General features: G+C 65.0%; 16 protein-coding genes and 1 pseudogene. 8 read left to right on the top strand and 9 right to left on the bottom strand.

Going from position 1 to position 19,319, the window contains the following annotated elements:
- The first annotated feature begins 87 nt into the window (after positions 1–87).
- Positions 88–1,251: a ribonuclease D gene (gene rnd / locus DFR51_RS15645; protein ID WP_121052914.1), complete on the top strand. Its 1,164-nt coding sequence runs from the start codon at positions 88–90 to the stop codon at positions 1,249–1,251.
- Here the strand turns inward: rnd and DFR51_RS15640 are convergent.
- The 5 genes from DFR51_RS15640 to DFR51_RS15620 all read right to left on the bottom strand — a co-directional run bounded on the left by DFR51_RS15640 (position 1,248) and on the right by DFR51_RS15620 (position 8,002).
- Positions 1,248–2,759, bottom strand: a complete 1,512-nt coding sequence (locus tag DFR51_RS15640; protein ID WP_121052912.1) for a Ppx/GppA family phosphatase — start codon at positions 2,757–2,759, stop codon at positions 1,248–1,250. The genes rnd and DFR51_RS15640 overlap by 4 nt on opposite strands.
- 69 nt (positions 2,760–2,828) lie before the next feature.
- Complete coding sequence (locus DFR51_RS15635) at positions 2,829–4,991, bottom strand: RNA degradosome polyphosphate kinase (protein WP_121052910.1); 2,163 nt, start codon at positions 4,989–4,991, stop codon at positions 2,829–2,831.
- On the bottom strand, positions 4,978–5,613 hold the full coding sequence (locus DFR51_RS15630; protein WP_121052908.1) for an HdaA/DnaA family protein: 636 nt from the start codon (positions 5,611–5,613) through the stop codon (positions 4,978–4,980). The genes DFR51_RS15635 and DFR51_RS15630 overlap by 14 nt, the downstream gene beginning before the upstream one ends.
- A complete protein-coding gene (locus tag DFR51_RS15625; RefSeq protein ID WP_121052906.1) occupies positions 5,610–6,704 on the bottom strand; it encodes an AI-2E family transporter in 1,095 nt (364 codons plus the stop codon). Before DFR51_RS15625 ends, DFR51_RS15630 begins: the two co-directional genes overlap by 4 nt.
- Complete coding sequence (locus DFR51_RS15620; RefSeq protein WP_121052904.1) at positions 6,701–8,002, bottom strand: heavy-metal-associated domain-containing protein; 1,302 nt, start codon at positions 8,000–8,002, stop codon at positions 6,701–6,703. Before DFR51_RS15620 ends, DFR51_RS15625 begins: the two co-directional genes overlap by 4 nt.
- 70 nt (positions 8,003–8,072) lie before the next feature.
- Here DFR51_RS15620 and purM point away from each other — a divergent pair, with 70 nt between their 5' ends.
- The 3 genes and pseudogenes from purM (at position 8,073) to DFR51_RS15605 (ending at position 10,691) form a co-directional block, all read left to right on the top strand.
- Positions 8,073–9,167 (top strand): phosphoribosylformylglycinamidine cyclo-ligase, encoded by a 1,095-nt coding sequence (gene purM / locus DFR51_RS15615; RefSeq protein ID WP_121053170.1) that lies wholly within the window; start codon positions 8,073–8,075, stop codon positions 9,165–9,167.
- Positions 9,157–10,096, top strand: a pseudogene (purN, locus tag DFR51_RS19410) (phosphoribosylglycinamide formyltransferase). Before purM ends, purN begins: the two are co-directional and overlap by 11 nt.
- Positions 10,086–10,691: a hypothetical protein gene (locus DFR51_RS15605; RefSeq protein WP_121052902.1), complete on the top strand. Its 606-nt coding sequence runs from the start codon at positions 10,086–10,088 to the stop codon at positions 10,689–10,691. The pseudogene purN and the gene DFR51_RS15605 overlap by 11 nt, the downstream one beginning before the upstream one ends.
- Here DFR51_RS15605 and ndk read toward each other — a convergent pair.
- From ndk to DFR51_RS15590, 3 genes are all read right to left on the bottom strand, one after another.
- Positions 10,688–11,110 (bottom strand): nucleoside-diphosphate kinase, encoded by a 423-nt coding sequence (gene ndk, locus DFR51_RS15600; RefSeq protein ID WP_121052901.1) that lies wholly within the window; start codon positions 11,108–11,110, stop codon positions 10,688–10,690. The genes DFR51_RS15605 and ndk overlap by 4 nt on opposite strands.
- An 85-nt stretch (positions 11,111–11,195) precedes the next feature.
- A complete protein-coding gene (locus tag DFR51_RS15595; protein WP_160119246.1) occupies positions 11,196–11,651 on the bottom strand; it encodes a DNA polymerase III subunit chi in 456 nt (151 codons plus the stop codon).
- Positions 11,648–13,138 (bottom strand): leucyl aminopeptidase, encoded by a 1,491-nt coding sequence (locus DFR51_RS15590; RefSeq protein WP_121052896.1) that lies wholly within the window; start codon positions 13,136–13,138, stop codon positions 11,648–11,650. The genes DFR51_RS15595 and DFR51_RS15590 overlap by 4 nt, the downstream gene beginning before the upstream one ends.
- A gap of 151 nt (positions 13,139–13,289) precedes the next feature.
- On the opposite strand from DFR51_RS15590, the gene DFR51_RS15585 reads away from it, so the two are divergent.
- The 4 genes from DFR51_RS15585 to rsmA all read left to right on the top strand — a co-directional run bounded on the left by DFR51_RS15585 (position 13,290) and on the right by rsmA (position 18,794).
- The gene (locus DFR51_RS15585) at positions 13,290–15,506 is read left to right on the top strand and encodes an LPS-assembly protein LptD (RefSeq protein WP_243445436.1); all 2,217 of its coding nucleotides are present in this window, start codon (positions 13,290–13,292) and stop codon (positions 15,504–15,506) included.
- Positions 15,507–15,644: 138 nt separating this feature from the next.
- Positions 15,645–16,967 (top strand): peptidylprolyl isomerase, encoded by a 1,323-nt coding sequence (locus tag DFR51_RS15580; RefSeq protein WP_121052894.1) that lies wholly within the window; start codon positions 15,645–15,647, stop codon positions 16,965–16,967.
- The gene (pdxA, locus tag DFR51_RS15575) at positions 16,964–17,950 is read left to right on the top strand and encodes a 4-hydroxythreonine-4-phosphate dehydrogenase PdxA (RefSeq protein WP_121052892.1); all 987 of its coding nucleotides are present in this window, start codon (positions 16,964–16,966) and stop codon (positions 17,948–17,950) included. Before DFR51_RS15580 ends, pdxA begins: the two co-directional genes overlap by 4 nt.
- A complete protein-coding gene (rsmA, locus tag DFR51_RS15570; RefSeq protein ID WP_243445437.1) occupies positions 17,943–18,794 on the top strand; it encodes a 16S rRNA (adenine(1518)-N(6)/adenine(1519)-N(6))-dimethyltransferase RsmA in 852 nt (283 codons plus the stop codon). Before pdxA ends, rsmA begins: the two co-directional genes overlap by 8 nt.
- Here rsmA and DFR51_RS15565 read toward each other — a convergent pair.
- A complete protein-coding gene (locus DFR51_RS15565; RefSeq protein ID WP_121053164.1) occupies positions 18,787–19,287 on the bottom strand; it encodes a tetratricopeptide repeat protein in 501 nt (166 codons plus the stop codon). The two genes, rsmA and DFR51_RS15565, sit on opposite strands and share 8 nt — an antisense overlap.
- Positions 19,288–19,319: the final 32 nt, after the last annotated feature.

The following is a 19,319-nucleotide window of genomic DNA, read 5'->3' as shown; positions in this document are numbered from 1 at the left end:
GTGTTTGTGGCGGGCCAGACACATACCCGCACGCTTGTTTGTCAAGGCGCTGGCATGGAAGCGCCGACCGCCCTAATAGAACCGTCCATGAAAATCCATCCGCTGATTACCGATACGGAAACGCTCGCCGCCTTCTGTGCCCGCCTCGCCACCGCCGACTATATCGCCGTCGACACCGAGTTCATGCGCGAGAATACGTATTGGGCCGACCTCTGCCTGATCCAGCTCGCCTCGCCTGACGAGGCCGCGGCTGTCGATCCGAAGGCCAGCGGGCTCGATCTCGCCCCGATGCTCGACCTTCTCGTTGAAGCTGATGTGCTCAAGATTTTCCACGCGGGGGGTCAGGATATCGAGATCATCCACAACATGACCGGAAAGACACCCTCGCCCGTGTTCGATACACAGGTGGCGGCGATGGCGCTCGGCATGGGAGAGCAGGTCAGCTACATCAACCTCGTCGCGTCGTTCACCGGCGCCAATCTCGACAAGGGCGCCCGCTTCACGGACTGGGCACGCCGTCCGCTCGACAAGCGCCAGCTCGACTATGCGATCGGCGACGTGACACACCTTATCCAGCTGTTTCCGAAGTTGCTTGGTCGCTTGAAGAAAACCGGGCGCGGTGATTGGCTGGACGAGGAGATGGCGCGACTGACGACGCCGGAAAATTACGTCAACGATCCGTGGACGGCCTGGCAGCGCATCCGCCTGCCGAGCCGGAAAGCCGAAGCTCTCGGCCGCCTGAAGGCGCTCGCCGCGTGGCGCGAGCTGGAAGCGCAGCGCCGCGATCTGCCGCGCGGGCGCATCGTGAAAGACGAAACCCTCGCCGACCTCGCAGCGCATCCGCCCGGCGACCAAGAAGCGCTGGGCCGCGTTCGCGGACTTTCGAAGACGTGGACGACGAACGACATGGGTGCGCGGCTGATGGAGGCGCTGGAAGCCGCCGTCCCGCTGCCCGAAAGCGAAATGCCGGAACGCGACGCGGGCAAGCCGCGCCTCGGCTCAGACTCCGTCCTTGTCGCAGACCTCCTAAAGCTCCTTCTGAAGATTCGCTGCAAAGAGGCTGACGTCGCACCGAAACTTATCGGCAAGGCAGACCATCTCGAAGCTCTCGCTGCAGGTGTCCGCGAGGGGTTACCGCTCCTAAACGGCTGGCGCTACGAGGTCTTCGGCCGTGATGCGCTCGCGTTGGTCGAAGGCCGGCTCAGCTTTGCCGTACAGAACGGCAAGCTGCGCATGACCGAGATCGACTAGCCCCTCTCCACGTCGAAGACGGCGACAAGACCCATCGCCGCCGCGAGCGCTTCGTGACGCCGGGCCACAGCCTCGGCGTAGAGCGGTTGATAGCGCGGTGTCAGTGTAAGAACGAGGCGACCGCCCTCGCGGTACACACGGCTCTTTTCGAGCGGCCGTGCCGTTCCCGCCGTCAGCCGCTGGCCAAGCCTCAGTGCGAGTCCCCACTTGAAAGCGCGCGTCAGTTCCTCGCGCGCCGCGAGTCGCGGCAGGTCGGCGATTGCCGGGTCGTTCATCGAGCCGCCGTAGGCCGCGAACAGCGCTGCCCCCAGCAACGCGCGCTCGCGCCCGTCGATCCCGACCCAGTTGCCGTGGAGTGCCAGCTCAAGACCCCGCTCCGCGCGGAAATCCGGGTGCGCGCGCCATGCTGTGTCAGCAAGCACGCAGGCTACGAGACGCAGCCGGGTATGGTCCGGCATCTCGGGCGCGAACATGCCGTTCATCCATTCCATCAGCGCTTCGGCATGGAGCGGAAAACGCCCCTGAATCGCGGCTTCCTGCTTCGCAGCGGAGACGAGAGGGTCTTCCTTCTGAATGTCCTTCGGCAGGTCCGCGTAAAGTATCCCTTCGCGAATGCCATAGGACGAGGCGATGACGCCGCTGCTGCCAAGCCGCTTCACGACGGCGCGCAGCAGGAGCGCGGCACCTGGAAGCTGCGGGATACGCGCCGAGGAGAGACGCGGAATCCCCCGCAGGCGCTTGGGGCTGAGATTGGGCAGCGCGCGCGCCAGATGATCGATCGCAGCGACATCCATCGCATACTGATGAACGACCGGCAGCGGATAGTCGGTGAGATGCATGTGAAGCTGCGCCAGCGCGCGCCATGATCCGCCGACCATGTAGAAGGGAAGCCCCTTCCCCTGGCCTGCCCACTTCACCTCGGCGAGCGCCTTCTTCACCAGGTCCGCCAGCGAGCGCCCACCCACCTTGCGCGCGGCATCAAGCTTCAGCGCGCCGATCGGCAGCGAAAGGTGGCTGTGCGGCTTGCCTTTCTTCACCCGGACAAGTTCCAAGCTCCCGCCGCCGAGATCGCCAACGACGCCATCGGCGTTCGGGATACCGGCGATCACGCCGTAAGCGGCGAGCCGTGCCTCCTCCGCACCGCTCAGTATGCGTACATTTAGCGCGCAGCGCTTCTTCGCCATTTCAAGGAAGGCATCGCGATTCTTGGCGTCGCGCACCGCCGCAGTCGCGAAGGCATGAAGGCGATCGACGTTCATGTCATCGCACAGCAGGCGAAAACGCGTGAGCGCGGCGCGCGCAATTTCCAGGCCCTCCGGCGTGATTGCACCGGTATCGGCGACACCCCGACCGAGCCCGGCCATTACCTTTTCGTTGAACAACACCAGCGGCGTCCGCCGGTCGCCGCGGAACGCGACAAGGCGAATCGAGTTGGAGCCGATGTCTACGACGGCATTGACCGGAATATCCCCGGCCCGGCGGCGGTCTTTCGTCGTGCTCAGCGCCATTCGCTTGCCCCTGTCGCCACACCCGGTTGCCGCAATGCGGTCGGCAATAACGGCTGGCTTCACACGAGTCTATTCAGCGGCGGCAGCCGGAAGCCCCGTGTCCGTGTCAGACAGGTAGAGCCGGGGCACCGGGGCAGCTGCCTTGATGGCGGCACCGCGACCCGAAAGCGACGGATTTGTCATGAAATAGCGGTGCAGGTTGAACGATTCTCCGGGCGACGCGATGCGCTCATATGTCCCATCCGGGTGCAGTTCCCAGGATTGCTCCGTGTCCTTGAGGTTCGCGAGCATCACCTGATCGAGAATCTGCGCGTGCACCGTAGGGTTCTCGATCGGCACGAGCAGTTCGACGCGGCGATCAAAATTGCGTGGCATCCAGTCCGCCGAAGAGGTGAAGAGCCGCGCCTTGCGCGAAGGCAGCGCACTTCCGTTTGCAAAGGCGACGATACGGCTGTGTTCGAGAAAACGCCCAATGATGGAGCGGACGCGTATGTTCTCCGAAAGCCCGCGTACCCCGGGGCGCAGGCAGCAAATGCCGCGGATCACGAGCTCAATCGGCACGCCCGCCGCGCTCGCCTCGTAGAGCTTGTCGATGATCGCGGGATCGACGAGCGAATTCATTTTTGCCCAGATACCGCTCGGTTGTCCGGCTTCGGCATTGGCGATTTCCGCGTCGATAAGCGCGGTGAGCTTCTGGCGCATCCCCGAGGGCGAAATGGTCATCGCTTCAAGTGAGCGCGGCTCCACGTAGCTCGTCACGTAGTTGAAAATCTGCGCGGCATCGCGGCCGAGCTTGGGATCGGCGGTAAAGAAGCTGAGGTCGGTGTAGATGCGGGCGGTCACCGGGTGATAATTGCCCGTGCCGAGGTGGCAGTAGGTGCGAAGGCTGCCGTTTTCGCGGCGCACAACGAGCGAGATCTTGGCGTGCGTCTTCCAGTCGATGAAGCCGTAGACGACCTGTACGCCCGCGCGTTCGAGCGCCGCGGCCCAAACGAGGTTCTGCTCCTCGTCGAAGCGTGCCTTCAGCTCCACGACCGCCGTCACCGACTTGCCCGCCTCCGCCGCATCGACGAGCGCACGCACCACGGCGGACTGTTTGCCGGCCCGGTAGAGTGTCTGTTTGATCGCAACAACGTCCGGATCCGCCGCGGCCTGCCGCAGGAAGGCCAGCACCACGTCGAAGCTCTCGTAGGGGTGATGGACGACGATGTCCTTGGCGCGGATCGCCGCGAAGCAATCGCCGCCGTAGTCGCGGATGCGCTCGGGGAAGCGCGGCGTGTAAGGCTCGAACTTGAGGTCCGGGCGATCCTCTTCGACCAACTGGGCCAGGTCGGCCACACCGATGATACCCGTAACCGGTGTCACGTCCCGATCGTCGATATGGAGTGCGTGCTGCACCATCTGGTGAAGACGCGGCGGCGTCCCGACCTCGATCTTCAGGCGGATCACACGGCCCCGACGGCGGCGCTTGATCGCAGTCTGGAAGAAGCGAACGAGGTCTTCGGCCTCTTCCTCAACCTCGATGTCGCTGTCGCGGATCACGCGGAACACACCGTCGCCCATGATCTTGAAGTTCGGGAACAGGTCGTCCGCGAAGATGCGCACCACATTCTCGAGCGCGATGTAGCGCGCCTGCGGTCCCGGCAAACGGACGAAGCGGGCCAGCGGCGCCGGGATCATCACGAGCGCAAGCAGCTCCTCGCCGTCCGATTCGCGCTTCAGTTCCATGGTGAGCGCAAGGCCGCGGTTGGGGATGAACGGGAACGGGTGCGCCGGATCGATCGCCTGTGGCGTCAGCACCGGGAAGATCTGCTCACGGAAATAGGTTTCGAGCCAGCTCTCGTCCTCTGGCGATAGCTCCGGGCCCTTGAGAACGTGGAAGCCGGCGACCGCAAGCTCGTCCGATAGCGCGCGCCACACGTTCTGCTGCTGGCGCATCAGCGCATCCGCACGCTCCGTGACGGCAGCAAGCTGCTGCGCGGGCGTCGCGCCGTCAGGGCTGCGAAGCTCGACCCCCTCTTCCACCTGGCCGTGCAGGCCCGCAACGCGGACCATGTAGAATTCATCGAGATTGGCGCCGGAGATCGACAGGAAGCGCAGCCGTTCAAGGAGCGGGTGGCGGACGTTTTCCGCCTCTTCGAGCACGCGGGCGTTGAACGCCAGCCATGAAAGCTCGCGGTTGAAGTACCGCGTGTTGCCGTTCCCGATCGATTTGATGTTACGTTTCGCCACTTTCGCTTCCGTCCGCCGTATCGCCGAGCAACAGCGCCGCGCGCACCAGCGGCACGGTCACGGCGCGTTGCCCCGCAAGAGCGGCGGCGTCGATCGCGGCGACAGCGGATGCGGCGGCGGCAAAGCTGCGTTCAATCCTTTGTATCATATACTCTATGACAATTGGTGAAACGCGCAGGCCACGTGCGCGAAAAGATTTTGCAACGATTTCGGCAAGCAGCGCATCGTCGGGGGCATCGATATGGATGACACCCGCCGCACCGAGGCGAGAGGCAAGATCGGGCAGTCGCACATGCCATTCGCCGGGGGATGTCCGCGCGGCGACGAGCAGCGCGGGACCTCCGGCCTGCGCGGCGTTCCACGCATGGAACATCGCGTTTTCGTCGCGGTCTGGCGCATCGGCCTCGTCGTAAATGCGCACGGCACCGGGATGCCGACCTGCGAACAGCCGCAACAGGTGGCTCTTGCCCGAGCCTTCAGGGCCGACGACGATCAGCGTGTGCGACGGCCAGTCCGGCCAGCGGTCGAGCATTGCGACCGCGGCAGCGTTCGCCTCCGAGATGTAGAAATCCGCTTCCCCGTCGGCCGACCGGTATTCGAGCGGCAGCGCAAACTGGCTCATGCGGAGACGGTCACGTCCTCTGGCGGCGGCTCTTCGTCAACGAAAAGCGGGCTCTTCAGATATTCACCGAGCAGCCAGCGCATGACGACGCCGAGAACCGCGGCGACGGGCACCGCGAGGAACACGCCGAGGATGCCCAGCAGCTCACCGCCCGCGAACACGGCGAACAGGACCCACAGGGGATGCAGGCCGATGCGGTTCCCGATGAGGTTGGGCGTCAGCACCGTGCTTTCCAGAAGCTGCCCGATGAAGAAAATGCCTACGATGAGCCCGAGGTTCAGCACATCGGGTCCCCACTGGCCGAGCCCGACGAGCAGCCCGAGCCCGACCGAGATGACGACGCCGAGATAGGGCACGAAGCCCAGAACGCCCGCGAGCGTACCGAGCACGAGCGCGTAATTGAGGCCGATCAGGCTCCAGCCGACCGAATAGAAGATCGCAAGCGAGAGGCACACGAGCGACTGGCCGCGCACGAAGCCGGCGAGCGCAGCATCCGATTCGCCGAGCAAACGCCGAATCGTCGCCGCGTAGCGCGACGGCCACCACGCGTTGATGCGTGTCGTCAGCGCGTCGTAGTCGCGCAGTGCATAGAAGGCGACCACTGGCATCATCACGAACAGCGCGAGCAGATTGAAGACCGCAAGGCCGCGGCTCAAAATGCCGGTCGCAATCGTGCTGAGCCACGCAGCGGCGCGGTGCATGAGGTCGTTGCTCAGCGTTTCGATCGCCACGACATCGCCGGCCGCATCCGAAAGACGCTCGACCAAAGGCCCAAGAGACTGAATGAGTTGAGGCAGGTTCTGCACAAGTTGCTGGAACTGCGCTGCGACAAGTGGCGCCATCGCGAGGATCAGCAGCGCAAACACGCCGAAGAAACCCACGAGAATCAACATTGCCGCCGCCCAGCGCGGAACACCGCGTTTCTCGAGCTTGTCTGCCACAGGATCGAGCAGATAGGCGATGATAAGCCCGGCAATGAACGGTCCGAGCACGCCGCGCGTCGCATACGCGAACCACAGGATGATCGCCGCGACGAGAATCCACCGGATCGGGATTCGCCGCCGACCGTCCAGGACGGCGGCTTCACTCACCGTTCGTTCTCTGAGGGCATCAGATCGCGCGGCCCACCGCTTTCGGTAACGGCATCGTCCGCAACCGGCAGCGACGGCAGTGTGACCACCGGGCGGGGCAGCGGCACCTCGCCCTCTGCGCGGCGGCGAAGCAGGCTGCCATCAAGGCGCCAGCCACGCTGATCGAGCGCATAGCGGAGCATCGCGTAATCGACCGCGTGATTGATGCGAATCTGCGACATGCCGCCGATCGAAAGCCCGAGCAGCGTAACGCCGTCCACCTCGGGCACGCCGCCGAGCGCGGCCTCGATCGCATTCCAGCTCGCCGCATCGGGCGTCGCGACGCTGACGGTCGTGCCCATCGAACCCATCGATTCTGCCGGATCAAGCATCGGCGAGACCGAAACCGGTTCCAGTGCCAGCGTCAACGTCGGGTCGGCGCGCAGCACACCGGACTGGAGCGCGCGCGCATAAGCGGAATCGATCCGGCGCACAGCTGTGTCGAGCATTGCATCGAGTTCGCCCGCCGCCCCCGCACGCAGGCGAAACCGCGTTAAAACGGCTGAATCCGGACCATGCCGGGCAAGGAACGTGCCGACAATCGGCCCGCCCGGGTAGGTACGATCGAGCCAAGCCTCAGCGACCAGAACATTCTCGGCGCCGTAGCGTGACAGGATCGAGCGCCAGAGGCCGCGATTGTCGCGCCGCGCCTGCCACCCGGTGAGCAGCAGTGCATCGGACGCGTTGCCGCCCGCACGCACATAGGAAATCGGGCTCGAATCCGTTCCGAAGCGCGACCACGCCTGCAGCCACGGCGAACGCCCCTCGTAAACGGAGGTCACACCGCCGTCCGCGAGCACGGGCAGCAGCAGCATCGGCGCAGATTGAAGTACACGCGCGTTCGCGGGCAACCGCTCCCCGGCCCGAACACGATCGAACACCACGCCAAGCTTGCCGACATAGCGCTTGTCTGAAAAATGCTCGCTCTGAACTTCGACGCCGCTCACCATCCCCTCGATCGCGCTGTCGGGGAGCTTGGGCGCGCCCGAGGCTGCAACGCCCGTCATCCGCGCATAAAGCTGCGGCCACGCCTGCCGCGCCGCCTCTCGAAACGCGGCGACGCGCGCCGCTTCAGCAGACCCCGCCACGACGTCGACATCAATGTCACTGACGAGGAATGCGCTCCCCCCGGCTGCGGGGGCTTCTGCGGGCGGTTCCGTGCGATTGCCGTCCTGCGCCAGCAGCGGCACCGCGACTGCCGCCGCGAGCGCCGCGAGTGCGGCGGCCATCCATCCGTTGAGCTTGCGTTTGAAGGTCACGGCGCCTCTATGCCAAACGCGGCGCGAATTGGGAGTCGAATATTTCTCGCTTCGGCGCTATGGCCGCGCGATGACCACGGGCAAATCGTACAGCTACGCCGACGCAGGCGTCTCCATCGCCGCCGGAAACACCTTCGTGAAGGCGATCTCTTCGCTGGTGAAAGCGACCGCACGTCCCGGCGCGGACGCCGAGATCGGCGGCTTCGGCGCGTTCTTCGATCCGAAGGCTGCGGGGTTCAACGATCCGCTGCTGGTTGCGGCAACCGACGGCGTCGGCACCAAGCTGAAACTCGCCATCGACACCGGACGCCACGACACGGTCGGCATCGATCTTGTCGCCATGTGCGTGAACGACCTCGTCGTGCAGGGTGCAGAGCCGCTGTTTTTCCTCGATTATTTCGCAACCGGCAAGCTGGAGCAAGGCGTTGCCTCCGCGGTCGTCGCAGGGATAGCCGAAGGCTGCCGCATCGCGGGCTGCGCGCTCATCGGCGGCGAGACCGCCGAAATGCCGGGCATGTACGGTGCGGGCGACTTTGATCTCGCAGGCTTTTCGGTCGGCGCCGTCGAGCGCGGCCAGCAGTTGACCGGCGAACGTGTCGCGCAGGGCGATGTGCTGCTCGGCATCGCTTCATCGGGCTTCCATTCGAACGGCTATTCGCTCGTGCGCCGCATCGTTGCAGACAAGGGCCACGCGCTCGATGCCCCTGCCCCGTTCGATACATCGCGCCCGCTCGGCGAAGCGCTGCTCGCGCCGACACGCATCTATGTGAAGCCGCTGCTGCCGGAAATCCGTGCAGGTCGCATCAAGGCGCTCGCGCATATCACCGGCGGCGGGCTGCTTGAAAACGTGCCGCGCGTGCTGCCGAAGGGCGCGCACGCCCGCATCGACACGGGTGCATGGGCGCTCCCGCCCGCGTTTGCGTGGCTTCAGCATGAGGGCAACATCGCCGCGGGAGAGATGGCGCGCACGTTCAACTGCGGCATCGGCATGGTCGTCGTGGTGGCACCGGGCGACGTCGAAGCGACGCTGGGCGCACTCGCCGCCGCGGGAGAAACCCCATACGTGATCGGTGCCATTGATGCGGGCGACACCGGCTGCACGGTGGTTGGCGACGCCGAAACCTGGGGCAGTCGCGAGGCTTGGGAAGCCGTGCATGTCGCCTAAACTCCGCGTCGGGGTGATGATCTCCGGCCGCGGCAGCAACATGGCTTCGATCCTTGCCGCCGCAGAGGCGCCGGATTGCCCTTACGAGGTGGTGCTTGTCGCATCCAACAATCCGGACGCCGCTGGCCTGGCCTTCGCTGACGCGCGCGGCGTGGCGATTTGGGCGCACGACCATCGCGGCATGAAGCGCGCCGAGTTCGACCGGTTGATCGATGCGGCGCTGCGTGCCGCGAACGTCGAGATGATCGCGCTTGCAGGCTATATGCGGTTGCTTTCGTCCGAATTCGTCGAAGGCTGGCAGGGCCGAATCCTCAATATCCACCCCTCGCTGCTCCCCAAATACAAGGGGCTCGATACGCACGCCCGGGCAATCGAGGCTGGCGACGCTGAGGCCGGCTGCTCGGTACACGTCGTGACGCCGGAGCTGGATGATGGGCCTGTGGTGGCGCAGGTACGCGTTCCCATACTTGCGGGGGACACGCCGGAAACGCTTGCGGAGCGTGTGCTGAAAGAGGAACATCACCTGTATCCTGCAGCGCTTGCGAAGTGTGCCGCCGATGTCCTCAAATCCCGAAGCCTTGCTTGAAAAGGTCCGCGCGCGGGCGCTCGCTTTGCCCGCCGCCGCCGAGAAGCTCTCGCACGGCGCGCCCGGCTTTTACGTCGAAAAGGGCAAGTTCTTCGCCTATTTCAGCGACGATCACCATGGCTGCGGCATCACCGCGCTGCTGGTGAAGACCAGCGGCCTTGAAGAACAGGCGATGCTGATCGAGGCAAACCCTGCCCTCTATTACCGCCCGCCCTATCTCGGCCCTTACGGTTGGATCGGCATCCGCCTCGACCAGGGCCAGCCGGATTGGGAACATGTAAACGACTGGCTCGTGAAAAGCTGGCGTATGTCTGCGCCAAGGAAGCTCGCCGATGTCTTCTGACGTACCCGAAATTCCTGAAACGCACGCGGAGAAGGCCGCCGAAACGGCGCGTATCCGTCGGCGCTGGCTCTCGCTCGGCGAAACCGTGGCGGTCATTGCCGTCGTGATCTCGGCGCTGACGCTGTGGAACAACTACGACGAACGCAAATCGGCGGAGGCCGAACGGCGTGCAGAAAAAGCCGGCTCCCGGCCGAAATCAATCGGGTTGATCGCAACCGATGCAGGGGGTGCGGGCCTTGCGTTCAAAGCGGCGGACTGCGCGCTGCAAAGCACCGACATCCGCTTCCCAAGCGCGCTTGGAGTCGAGCCCGAAAGCACCGTTCTCGATCATCGCATCGAAGCGGACTGGTTCGAAAGCGCGCTCCTGAAAGCGGTGGACAAGGCCGCGCGCGACGGGCGTCTGCCGGTCGTGATCGCCAGCAGCTGCGAAGCAGCCGATGGCCCGCGCACCGAAACCGCCATCTACGATATCGTGTACCACATTGAACCGCGCGTCATTCTGGGCCGCACGGTCAAGCTTCGCGGGCTGGTACGCCGCGAAAGCGTGGCGGGCGACACTGCTGCCGCCCGCCTCGACAAACTCTGGAATCCTTAGCCGACAATTTCTTCGGGCTTGAAGAAGAAGTCGATCTCGATCTTCGCGTTTTCAAGGCTGTCGGAGCCGTGCACCGTGTTCGCCTCGATCGATTCTGCGAGCGCCTTGCGGATGGTGCCCTCGTCGGCGTTCGCCGGGTTCGTGGCGCCCATCACTTCGCGGTTCTTCGCGACTGCGTCTTCGCCTTCAAGAACCTGCACGACGACGGGGCCGGAGGTCATGAACGCGACGAGATCGCCGAAGAACGGACGCTCGCGGTGCACGCCGTAGAAACCTTCGGCCTGCTCCTTCGTCATGTGGATGCGCTTCGAAGCGACGACGCGGAGGCCCGCTTCCTCAAGCATCTTGGTGACGGCGCCCGTGAGGTTGCGACGCGTCGCGTCGGGCTTGATGATCGAAAAGGTACGCTGCAGCGCCATGGGAGGTCTCCAGATAGGGCTTGTTGTGTCGTTTCAGGAAGTCGCGCGCCCAATATCCGGGCGCGGGTCCGATTGCAAGCGGCGCCTACCCTGCCTTCTGCCAGCCCCCCTTCTCTCCCTGGGTCCAGTAAACCGGCTGAACACCCTCGCGCGCCTTCAGGGCCCGCCAGTGCGCACGCGCTGCAGCGAGCGAGTCTTCGTCGTTGCCGTCGAAGAGGTAGAGGAGGCGGGCAAACGCTGCCGGGTCGCCGGGCAGCTTGCCGCCCAGCGAAATCAGCAGATCAGCGCCGTTCGCGGGCGCAAAATCGTCTGACAGGAGGACGGGCTGCTCGGCAGGATTGTCGCGGCCGTGCGGCAGGAAGCTGCCGGGATCGTAGGTCCACAGGTGGCTGTCCAGTGCATCGAGCTCGCCGCCGTCCGCTGAATGGACGAGCACGCGGTGCCCTGCCTCGATCGCCTTACTCGCGAGAACGGGCACGACGTCGAACGGTCGCGACCGCGTGCAGTGATAGAAGCCGACCGGTGTGGGCGCCTCGCTCACGCCTCCAGCGTATCCTCGACGAAGCGGTCGAGCAGGCGCACGCCGTAGCCGGTTGCGCCCTTCTCCCATGTCGCGCCGGCCTTCGCGGACCACGCCATGCCCGCAATGTCGAGGTGGGCCCATTTCACGCCGTCGTTCACGAAGCGGCCGATGAACTGCGCGGCCGTGATCGATCCCGCATCGCGCGAGCCGACGTTTTTCATGTCGGCGATCGGCGAATCGATCATCTTGTCGTAGGCGCTGCCGAGCGGGAACCGCCACAGCTTGTCCCCGGTCGCGATGCCGGCGGTGACGAGCTGCTTCGCAAGTTCGTCGCTGTTCGAGAAGAGACCCGCATATTCGTGGCCGAGGCTGATAATGATCGCGCCGGTCAGCGTCGCGAGATCGACGATGACCTCCGGGTTGAAGCGCTTCTGCACCCAGGTGATCGCGTCGCAGAGCACCAGGCGGCCTTCGGCGTCGGTGTTGATCACCTCGACCGTCTGGCCGGACATCGTCGTCACGACGTCGCCGGGGCGCTGGGCGTTGCCGTCGGGCATGTTTTCGACAAGGCCGCAGATGCCGACGACGCGCGCCTTGGCACGACGCAGCGCAAGCGCCTTCATCGCACCGGCGACCGCGCCCGCGCCGCCCATGTCCCACTTCATGTCTTCCATGCCCGCGGCAGGCTTGATCGAGATGCCGCCCGTATCGAAAGTGACGCCCTTGCCGACGAAGACGGTGGACGTCTTCGCCTTCCCGCCGGTGCCGTCCCACTCCATCACCAGCAGACGCGGCGGCTTCGCTGAGCCCTGCGCGACGCCGAGCAGCGCGCCCATGCCCGCCGCGCGCATCTCACTTTCGTCGAGCACTTCGATCTTGATCCCGAGGTCAGCGAGCGGACGGCAGCGCTCCACGAAGCTTTCCGGGTAGATGACGTTTCCGGGCTCGGTGACGAGGCTGCGCGTGAAGCCCACAGCCTCGACGAGAGGCTCCAGTCGCGCCCATTCCTGCCCTGCGCTACCGGCGTTGGCGATGGCGATTTCGGTGAGCGTCGGCTTCTGCTTTTCGGGCAGCTTGGTGCGGTACTTGTCGAACCGCCACGCGCGGAGCGACGCGCCGAGCGCGAGATGTGCAGCCGCCTTGGGCGTATCGAGCGCGAGATCGTTGAGCCCGCCGAAATCGACCGTGGCCTTCGTTTCGCCCGAAGTCAGCAGTCGCGCGGCGATGGCGCCGCCGATCCGCTCGAACACCGCTGCGTCGGCATGGCCGGGCTTCCCTGTACCGACCACGAGCACGCGCGAGGCATCGGTGCCCGAGGGCGCCAGAAGCTCTACGATCTGCGCGGCGTCGCCCTCGAATCGCGCCGTCTTCGCGGCAGTGGCGAGCGCGCCGCCAAGTGCGGCGTCCAGCGCCTGCGCCGCCCCCGAAAGCACCGCGTCTTTCGCCGCGAAAACCACAAGGGCGGTGCCCGGCGTGTGCGACGTAACCCCGAACTCGATGCGCATCGGAAGGACTCTCCTGGAAGACAAAACGATCGGGGGCGTTCTAGCCGCCCGGCGGGCGGACCGCAATTCACGGCGTATCGAAGCGCGCGCCTTGCCGCCGCGGGTGCAGCGCGGGTAAGAGGCGCTATCCGCCTGTCCGGGGAGCGCTTTCTTGTCCCGTTGCCTTGCCGCCTTTCTGCTGTCCACCGCGCTAGCGGGATTCGCCGCGCCTGCGTTGGCGCAGACGGACGCTGCCGCCGTGGATGCCGGTCCGGCGCTGAAACCCGGCGATGCGATCGAATTCGCTGCGGATACGATGGAATACGACGACGACACGCAGCTGGTGACGGCGCGCGGCAATGTCGTGGTCACGCGAGACGGCTATCGCCTCACCGCGAACGAGGTCGAATACGACCGCAAGACCGGCAAGGTCGAGGCGCGGGGCGCGGTGAAGGTGATCGACCCCGACGGCAACGAGGCCTTCGGCGAGCGGGTTGAACTAGACGAAACACTCCGCGACGGTGCGGTTGAGAACATCCTGCTTGTGCTGCGAGACGGTGGGCGGCTTGCCGCGCACGATGGCCGCCGCGAAGACGGGCGCACGACGGTGAACCGCGCGGTCTACTCACCTTGCGACATTATCGGCGAAAACGGCTGCCCCAAGGAGCCGCTTTGGCAGGTAAAGGCGTTGCGCGTGCGCCACGATCCCGATCGGAAGCGCGTCTACTACAAGGATGCCAGCCTCGAATTCCTGGGCATCCCCATCTTCTACACGCCAAGTCTGTCGCACCCCGACGGCCCGGGCCGCAACGCGAGCGGTATCCTCGTCCCGTCCGTCACCATCGACCGCTCGCTGGGCGTCTCGGTCGAACTGCCGTATTTCCTCAGCTTCTCCGAAAGCAACGACCTCACCATCGCGCCGATCCTCTACACCGAGGTGAACCCGGCGCTTCAGGTCGAGTACCGACACCAAACCGCATCAGGCCCGCTGCGTTTCGGTGGTATCGGTACGTATTCGTCGGAACTGGACTTTCCCGACCCTGCCAGCACCGGCATCGCGAACAAGCAGTTCCGCGGCTATGTCTACGGCAACGGCCGCCTCCAGCACGGCCGCAACTGGCGCTCGACGTTCGGCCTTCGTCTCGCCACTGACGACACGTTCCTGCGCCGCTATGACATCTCGCGCGACGACACCCTGCGGAATTTCTACCAGCTCGAACGCTTCGGCGTGGAGAGCTACTTCGCGATCGAAGGCTGGGCTTTCCAGGGTTTGCGGCAAACGGACGACGCGGGGCTGACCCCCGTCGCACTGCCCCTTATCAACTATATGTGGTCGCCCAGCGAGACGATCGGCGGCGGCCGACTGAAACTTGCAGCAGACACGGCAGCGATCACCCGCACCGACGGCATGGACACCCAGCGCGCCTCCGCCTCCGCCGAATGGAAGCGCAGCGCGATCACGCCGTGGGGGCAGCGCGTTACGGCGACAGCGCTCGTCCGGGGCGACATCTATCACATCACAGACAGTGCCTTTGCCGAACTACCCATCTACGCCGGGCGCGACGGTTGGGAGGGGCGCATCCTGCCTGCTGCCGCGCTCGACGTCGAATGGCCGCTCGCCGGCCCCGCCTTTGGCGGAACACAGACACTCACACCCCGCGTGCAGGTCTCCGTCTCACCTAGCGACGTCAACAACCACATTCCCAATGAGGATTCGCGCGCCGTCGACCTCGACGACACCAACCTCTTCGATCTCAACCGCTTTCCGGGCGCGGACCGCTGGGAGGGCGGGCAACGCGTGACTTACGGCGCAACGTGGCGGCTTGATCGCCCGCGCTGGCAGATCGAGAGCGAATTCGGCCAAAGCTACCGCTTCGACAACGCGCCGGCGACGTTCCCGCAAGGCACAGGCCTTTCCGGCAACTTCTCCGACTTCGTTGGCCGCAACACGCTGCGCATCGGCAGCGGCTTCGACGTCACACACCGCTTCCGCCTCGACAAGAGCAGCCTGAAGCTACGCCGCAATGAAATCGACGTCACGGTAGGCAACAAGCGCACCTATGCGACGATCGGCTACGTGAAGCTCGACCGTGATATCGGCATCGAGGATCTGGAAGACCGCGAAGAGGTGCGCGCCGGCGGTCGTATCAGCTTCGCGCGCTACTGGTCGGTGATCGGCTCGGTGATCGTGGATCTGACTTCGCGCGCCGAAGATCCACTTAACACCTCCGACGGATTCGAGATGGTTCGCCACCGGCTCGGCATCGCCTATCAAGACGATTGTTTCGAGTTTGGCGTGACGTGGCGGCGCGATTATGTGGAGGACCGCGACTTCCGACGCGGCAACGCTTTCCTGTTCTCGATCAGCCTCAAGAACCTTGGCCGGTAATCGGCGGTTCAGCCGCGGGGGTTTAGCCATTTCGGCAAGCGTAAACGATACGCTGACATTCAGGTCCGCGCGTGCTAGGCGGCATCACCTGAGAGGCTACAAGACCGCTCCGGCGCCGCCGGGACGGGGGAGAGATTGATGAGGTTTTCGACGCTGCGCTGGCTTGCTGCCAGTGTCGCAGTTCTTGCTGCAGGGGCCACGCTGGCTCAGAATTCCCCGCTTTCGGGCCTCTCCGATCCGGATATCGAGATTCTCGGTCAGCCTGTCGATCCAACGGTCCGTAAAGCGACCGCGATCGTCAACGGCGACGTGATCACCGATACGGACATCGACCAGCGTCTCAATCTCGTGCTTGCTGCGAACCAGGGCCAAATTTCCGATGAAGAGCGCACGCGCTTGCGGCTTCAGGTGGTGCGCAATCTGATCGACGAGAAGCTCCAGATTCAGGAAGCGACAGCGCAGGAAGTCACGATCGCGCAGGAAGAAATCAGTCAGGCCTTCACACGCGTCGCCTCCAACTTCCGTATGAGCAGCGACCAGTTCGACGAGTTCCTGAAAACACGCGGCACGTCCCAGAATTCGCTGAAGCAGCAAATTCATGCCGAACTCGCGTGGAGCCGCCTGCTGCGGCGCAAGGTCGAACCGTTTGTGAACGTCGGTGACGACGAGGTGCAGGCGCTCATCGACCGGCTGAACGCCGCCAAGGGCACCGAAGAGTTTCGCATCGCCGAAATCTTCCTGACCGCGACGGCGGAAAACGCCGAGCAGGTGCGCGAAAACGCGCAGCGCATCGTAGATCAGGTTCGGCAGGGCGGTTCGTTCATAGCTTATGCGCGCCAGTTCTCCGAAGCCTCCACAGCGGCGGTAGGCGGTGATCTGGGCTGGGTGCGACCCGCGCAGCTCTCGCCCGAACTCGCCCCGGTGGTGGAGAGCCTGCCACGCGGCGACGTCTCCAATCCCATCCAGATTCCCGGCGGCTTCGCGATCATCGCGCTTGTCGACAAGCGGCAGGTGCTCGCCGCCGATCCGAAAGACGCGGTGCTCGCCGTGAAGCAGATCACGGTGCCGCTGGCGGCGGACGCGACACAGCAGCAGGCGTCGGGAATCGTGCAACGGCTGCAGGCCGGGACGCAGAGCATGGGCGGCTGCGGCGGTGCCGAAGCACTGGCCGAGAGTTTCGGCGGCAACGTCGTCGCCAACGATCAGGTCCGCCTCGGCGATCTGCCGCCGCAGCTTCAACAGATCATGGAACCGATGCAGATCGGCCAGAGCACGCCGCCCTTCGGAACCCGTGAGGACGGCATCCGTGTGCTCGTCCTCTGCGGCCGCGAAGACCCGCCTGCCGCTGGCGCACCGTCGTTCGATCAACTCTACGCGCAGATGGAAGAGAGCAAGGTCGCCATGGCCGCCCGCCGCTACCTGCGCGACCTTCGCCGCGATGCCGTTATCGATTACCGATGATCCCGCCGATCGCCGTTACGCTGGGCGACCCTGCAGGCATAGGTCCGGAGATCATCGGGCGCTGCTGGGAACAACGCGAAGCGCTAGGACTTCCGCCTTTCTTTGGGGTCGGCAATCGAGATTCGCTCGCCGGCGTGTGGAAAGGCCCGGTCTGTCAGATCGCGCACCCTGAGGAGGTCGGCGTATGCAGTGACGCGCTGCCACTCATCGAGGTCGCCGACAGCGAGGTGGTTGAACCCGGCAAGCCGACGCTAATCGGCGCGCGCTGTGCGCTCGATGCGCTCGAAATCGCAACGGGCCTCACCCGCAGCAGCGCGGCAGGCGCGCTCGTCACGGGGCCGGTTTCGAAGGCCCAGCTTCAAGCAATTGGCTTCACGCATCCTGGGCAAACGGAATTCGTGGGCGAGCGCTGCGGTGTATTCGCCGCCAATCTCGCAATGATGCTGGTCGGACCAACGCTCCGCACCGTACCCGTTACGATCCACATCGCACTCGCAGACGTGCCGCAGCGGCTCACCACCGAGCTCATCGTCAGCCGCGGACGTGCGGCGGCAAAGGGGCTGACCCGCAACTTCGGCATCGCAAGCCCGCGTCTCGCCGTCGCCGGGCTCAACCCGCATGCGGGAGAGAGCGGCCTCCTTGGACGCGAGGAGATCGACGTGATCGCCCCGGCGATTGCAGAACTGCAGGCTGAGGGTATCGATGCGTTCGGGCCGCTTTCCGCAGACGCGATGTTCCATGAACATGCCCGCAAAAGCTATGACGCCGCGCTTTGCATGTACCACGACCAGGCGCTGGTGCCGCTGAAGACGCTGCATTTTGACGAGGGCGTGAACCTGACGCTCGGCCTGCCGATCGTGCGCACCGCGCCGGATCACGGCACCGCGTTCGACATCGCCGGCAAGGGAATCGCAAGCCACCACGCCATGGCCGCAGCGATCAGGACGGCGCACGCCTGTGCCGTCCAACGCGCGATTGACTGACGCGCTGCCGTCCGGCCTGACCGCGCTGCCGCCGCTGCGCGAGGTGATTGCGCGTCACGGGCTCACCGCGAAGAAGGCTTTCGGCCAGAATTTCCTGTTCGATTCCAACCTCCTCGACAAGCTCGCCAGGGTTCCGGGACCGCTTTCCGGCGCACGCGTCTACGAGGTCGGCCCCGGCCCCGGCGGACTGACGCGAGCGCTGCTACGCGCCGGTGCTGACGTGACAGCCGTGGAGATGGACAAACGCTGCCTTCCTGCGCTTGCCGAACTCGGCGACGCGGCGGCAGGACGTCTTACCCTGATCGAGGGCGATGCCATGCGGATCGACGAGCCCGCAGTGCTCGGCGCCCCCGCTCACATCGTCGCGAACCTGCCTTACAATGTCGGCACCGCACTTCTTGTGCGCTGGCTCACTGCAGATCCGTGGCCGCCGTGGTGGCTGAGCCTCAGCCTGATGTTTCAGAAAGAGGTCGCGGAACGCATCATCGCGGCGCCGGATTCCGATGCCTACGGGCGCCTTTCTGTCCTCGCGCAGTGGCGTTCGCGGCCGCGCATTGCCTTGTCGCTGCCGCCGCGTGCGTTCATTCCTCCGCCAAAGGTGGATTCTGCAGTGGTCCACATTGTGCCCACTCAAGCGCCGGAAGGCGTGCCGGTTAAGGCCGTGGAGCGGGTCACAGCAGCAGCGTTCGGCCAGCGCCGCAAAATGCTCCGCGCCAGCCTCAAGGCGCTGTCCGGCGGGCTCGAAGCGCTTTCAGCAAGCGGTATCGACGGTGCGCGACGCGCAGAAACTCTGACAGTCGATGAATTCGTCGCGCTCGCGCGCTGCTGGTCAAAGCTTAGTTGATCTTGGGCGCAGGCTTTTCAGCGGCGGCCGTTACGGTCGCCGGGGGACCTTTCTCAATAGCTGCCGCGAGTGTCACCGCATTCTGGCATTCGCTTTGGCAAAGCTTGCGGATTCGCTCCAGGTTATCCTTCGCGAGCGCTACGGCTCCACGCGCCATATAGGCCTCGCCCTGTTCCGAAAGCGCGGTGAGATCGTTAGGATCGATCGCGAGCGCCTCGCGGTAGAACTTTACAGCGCGGCCGGGAAGACCAAGCCGATCGTAAGAGCGTGCGATGCCAATGTAGGCACGCGTGTTGCGGGGGTCGACGGCGAGCGCGGTTTCAAACTGATCAATCGCGGCCTGCGCCTTATGCCCGTTGAGGAGCGTTTCACCGCTGCGCGTCAGTTGCATCGAAAGCGGAGCGATGCTCGGCTCCGCCGTCTTGCAATAGGCAACGCTGGACGCCGTGGCGATGGCGACAGCAATTCCGGCGAGCATGATCCTGGACTGCATGAACACTTCCCTTAACGTCACTCCCCCAGAGG

Source organism: Sphingosinicella microcystinivorans, from assembly GCF_003634215.1.
GTDB classification, from domain to species: domain Bacteria; phylum Pseudomonadota; class Alphaproteobacteria; order Sphingomonadales; family Sphingomonadaceae; genus Sphingosinicella; species Sphingosinicella microcystinivorans.
The sequence above is the reverse complement of the archived record's forward strand: the minus strand, read 5'-3'. Positions and strand labels throughout refer to the sequence as shown.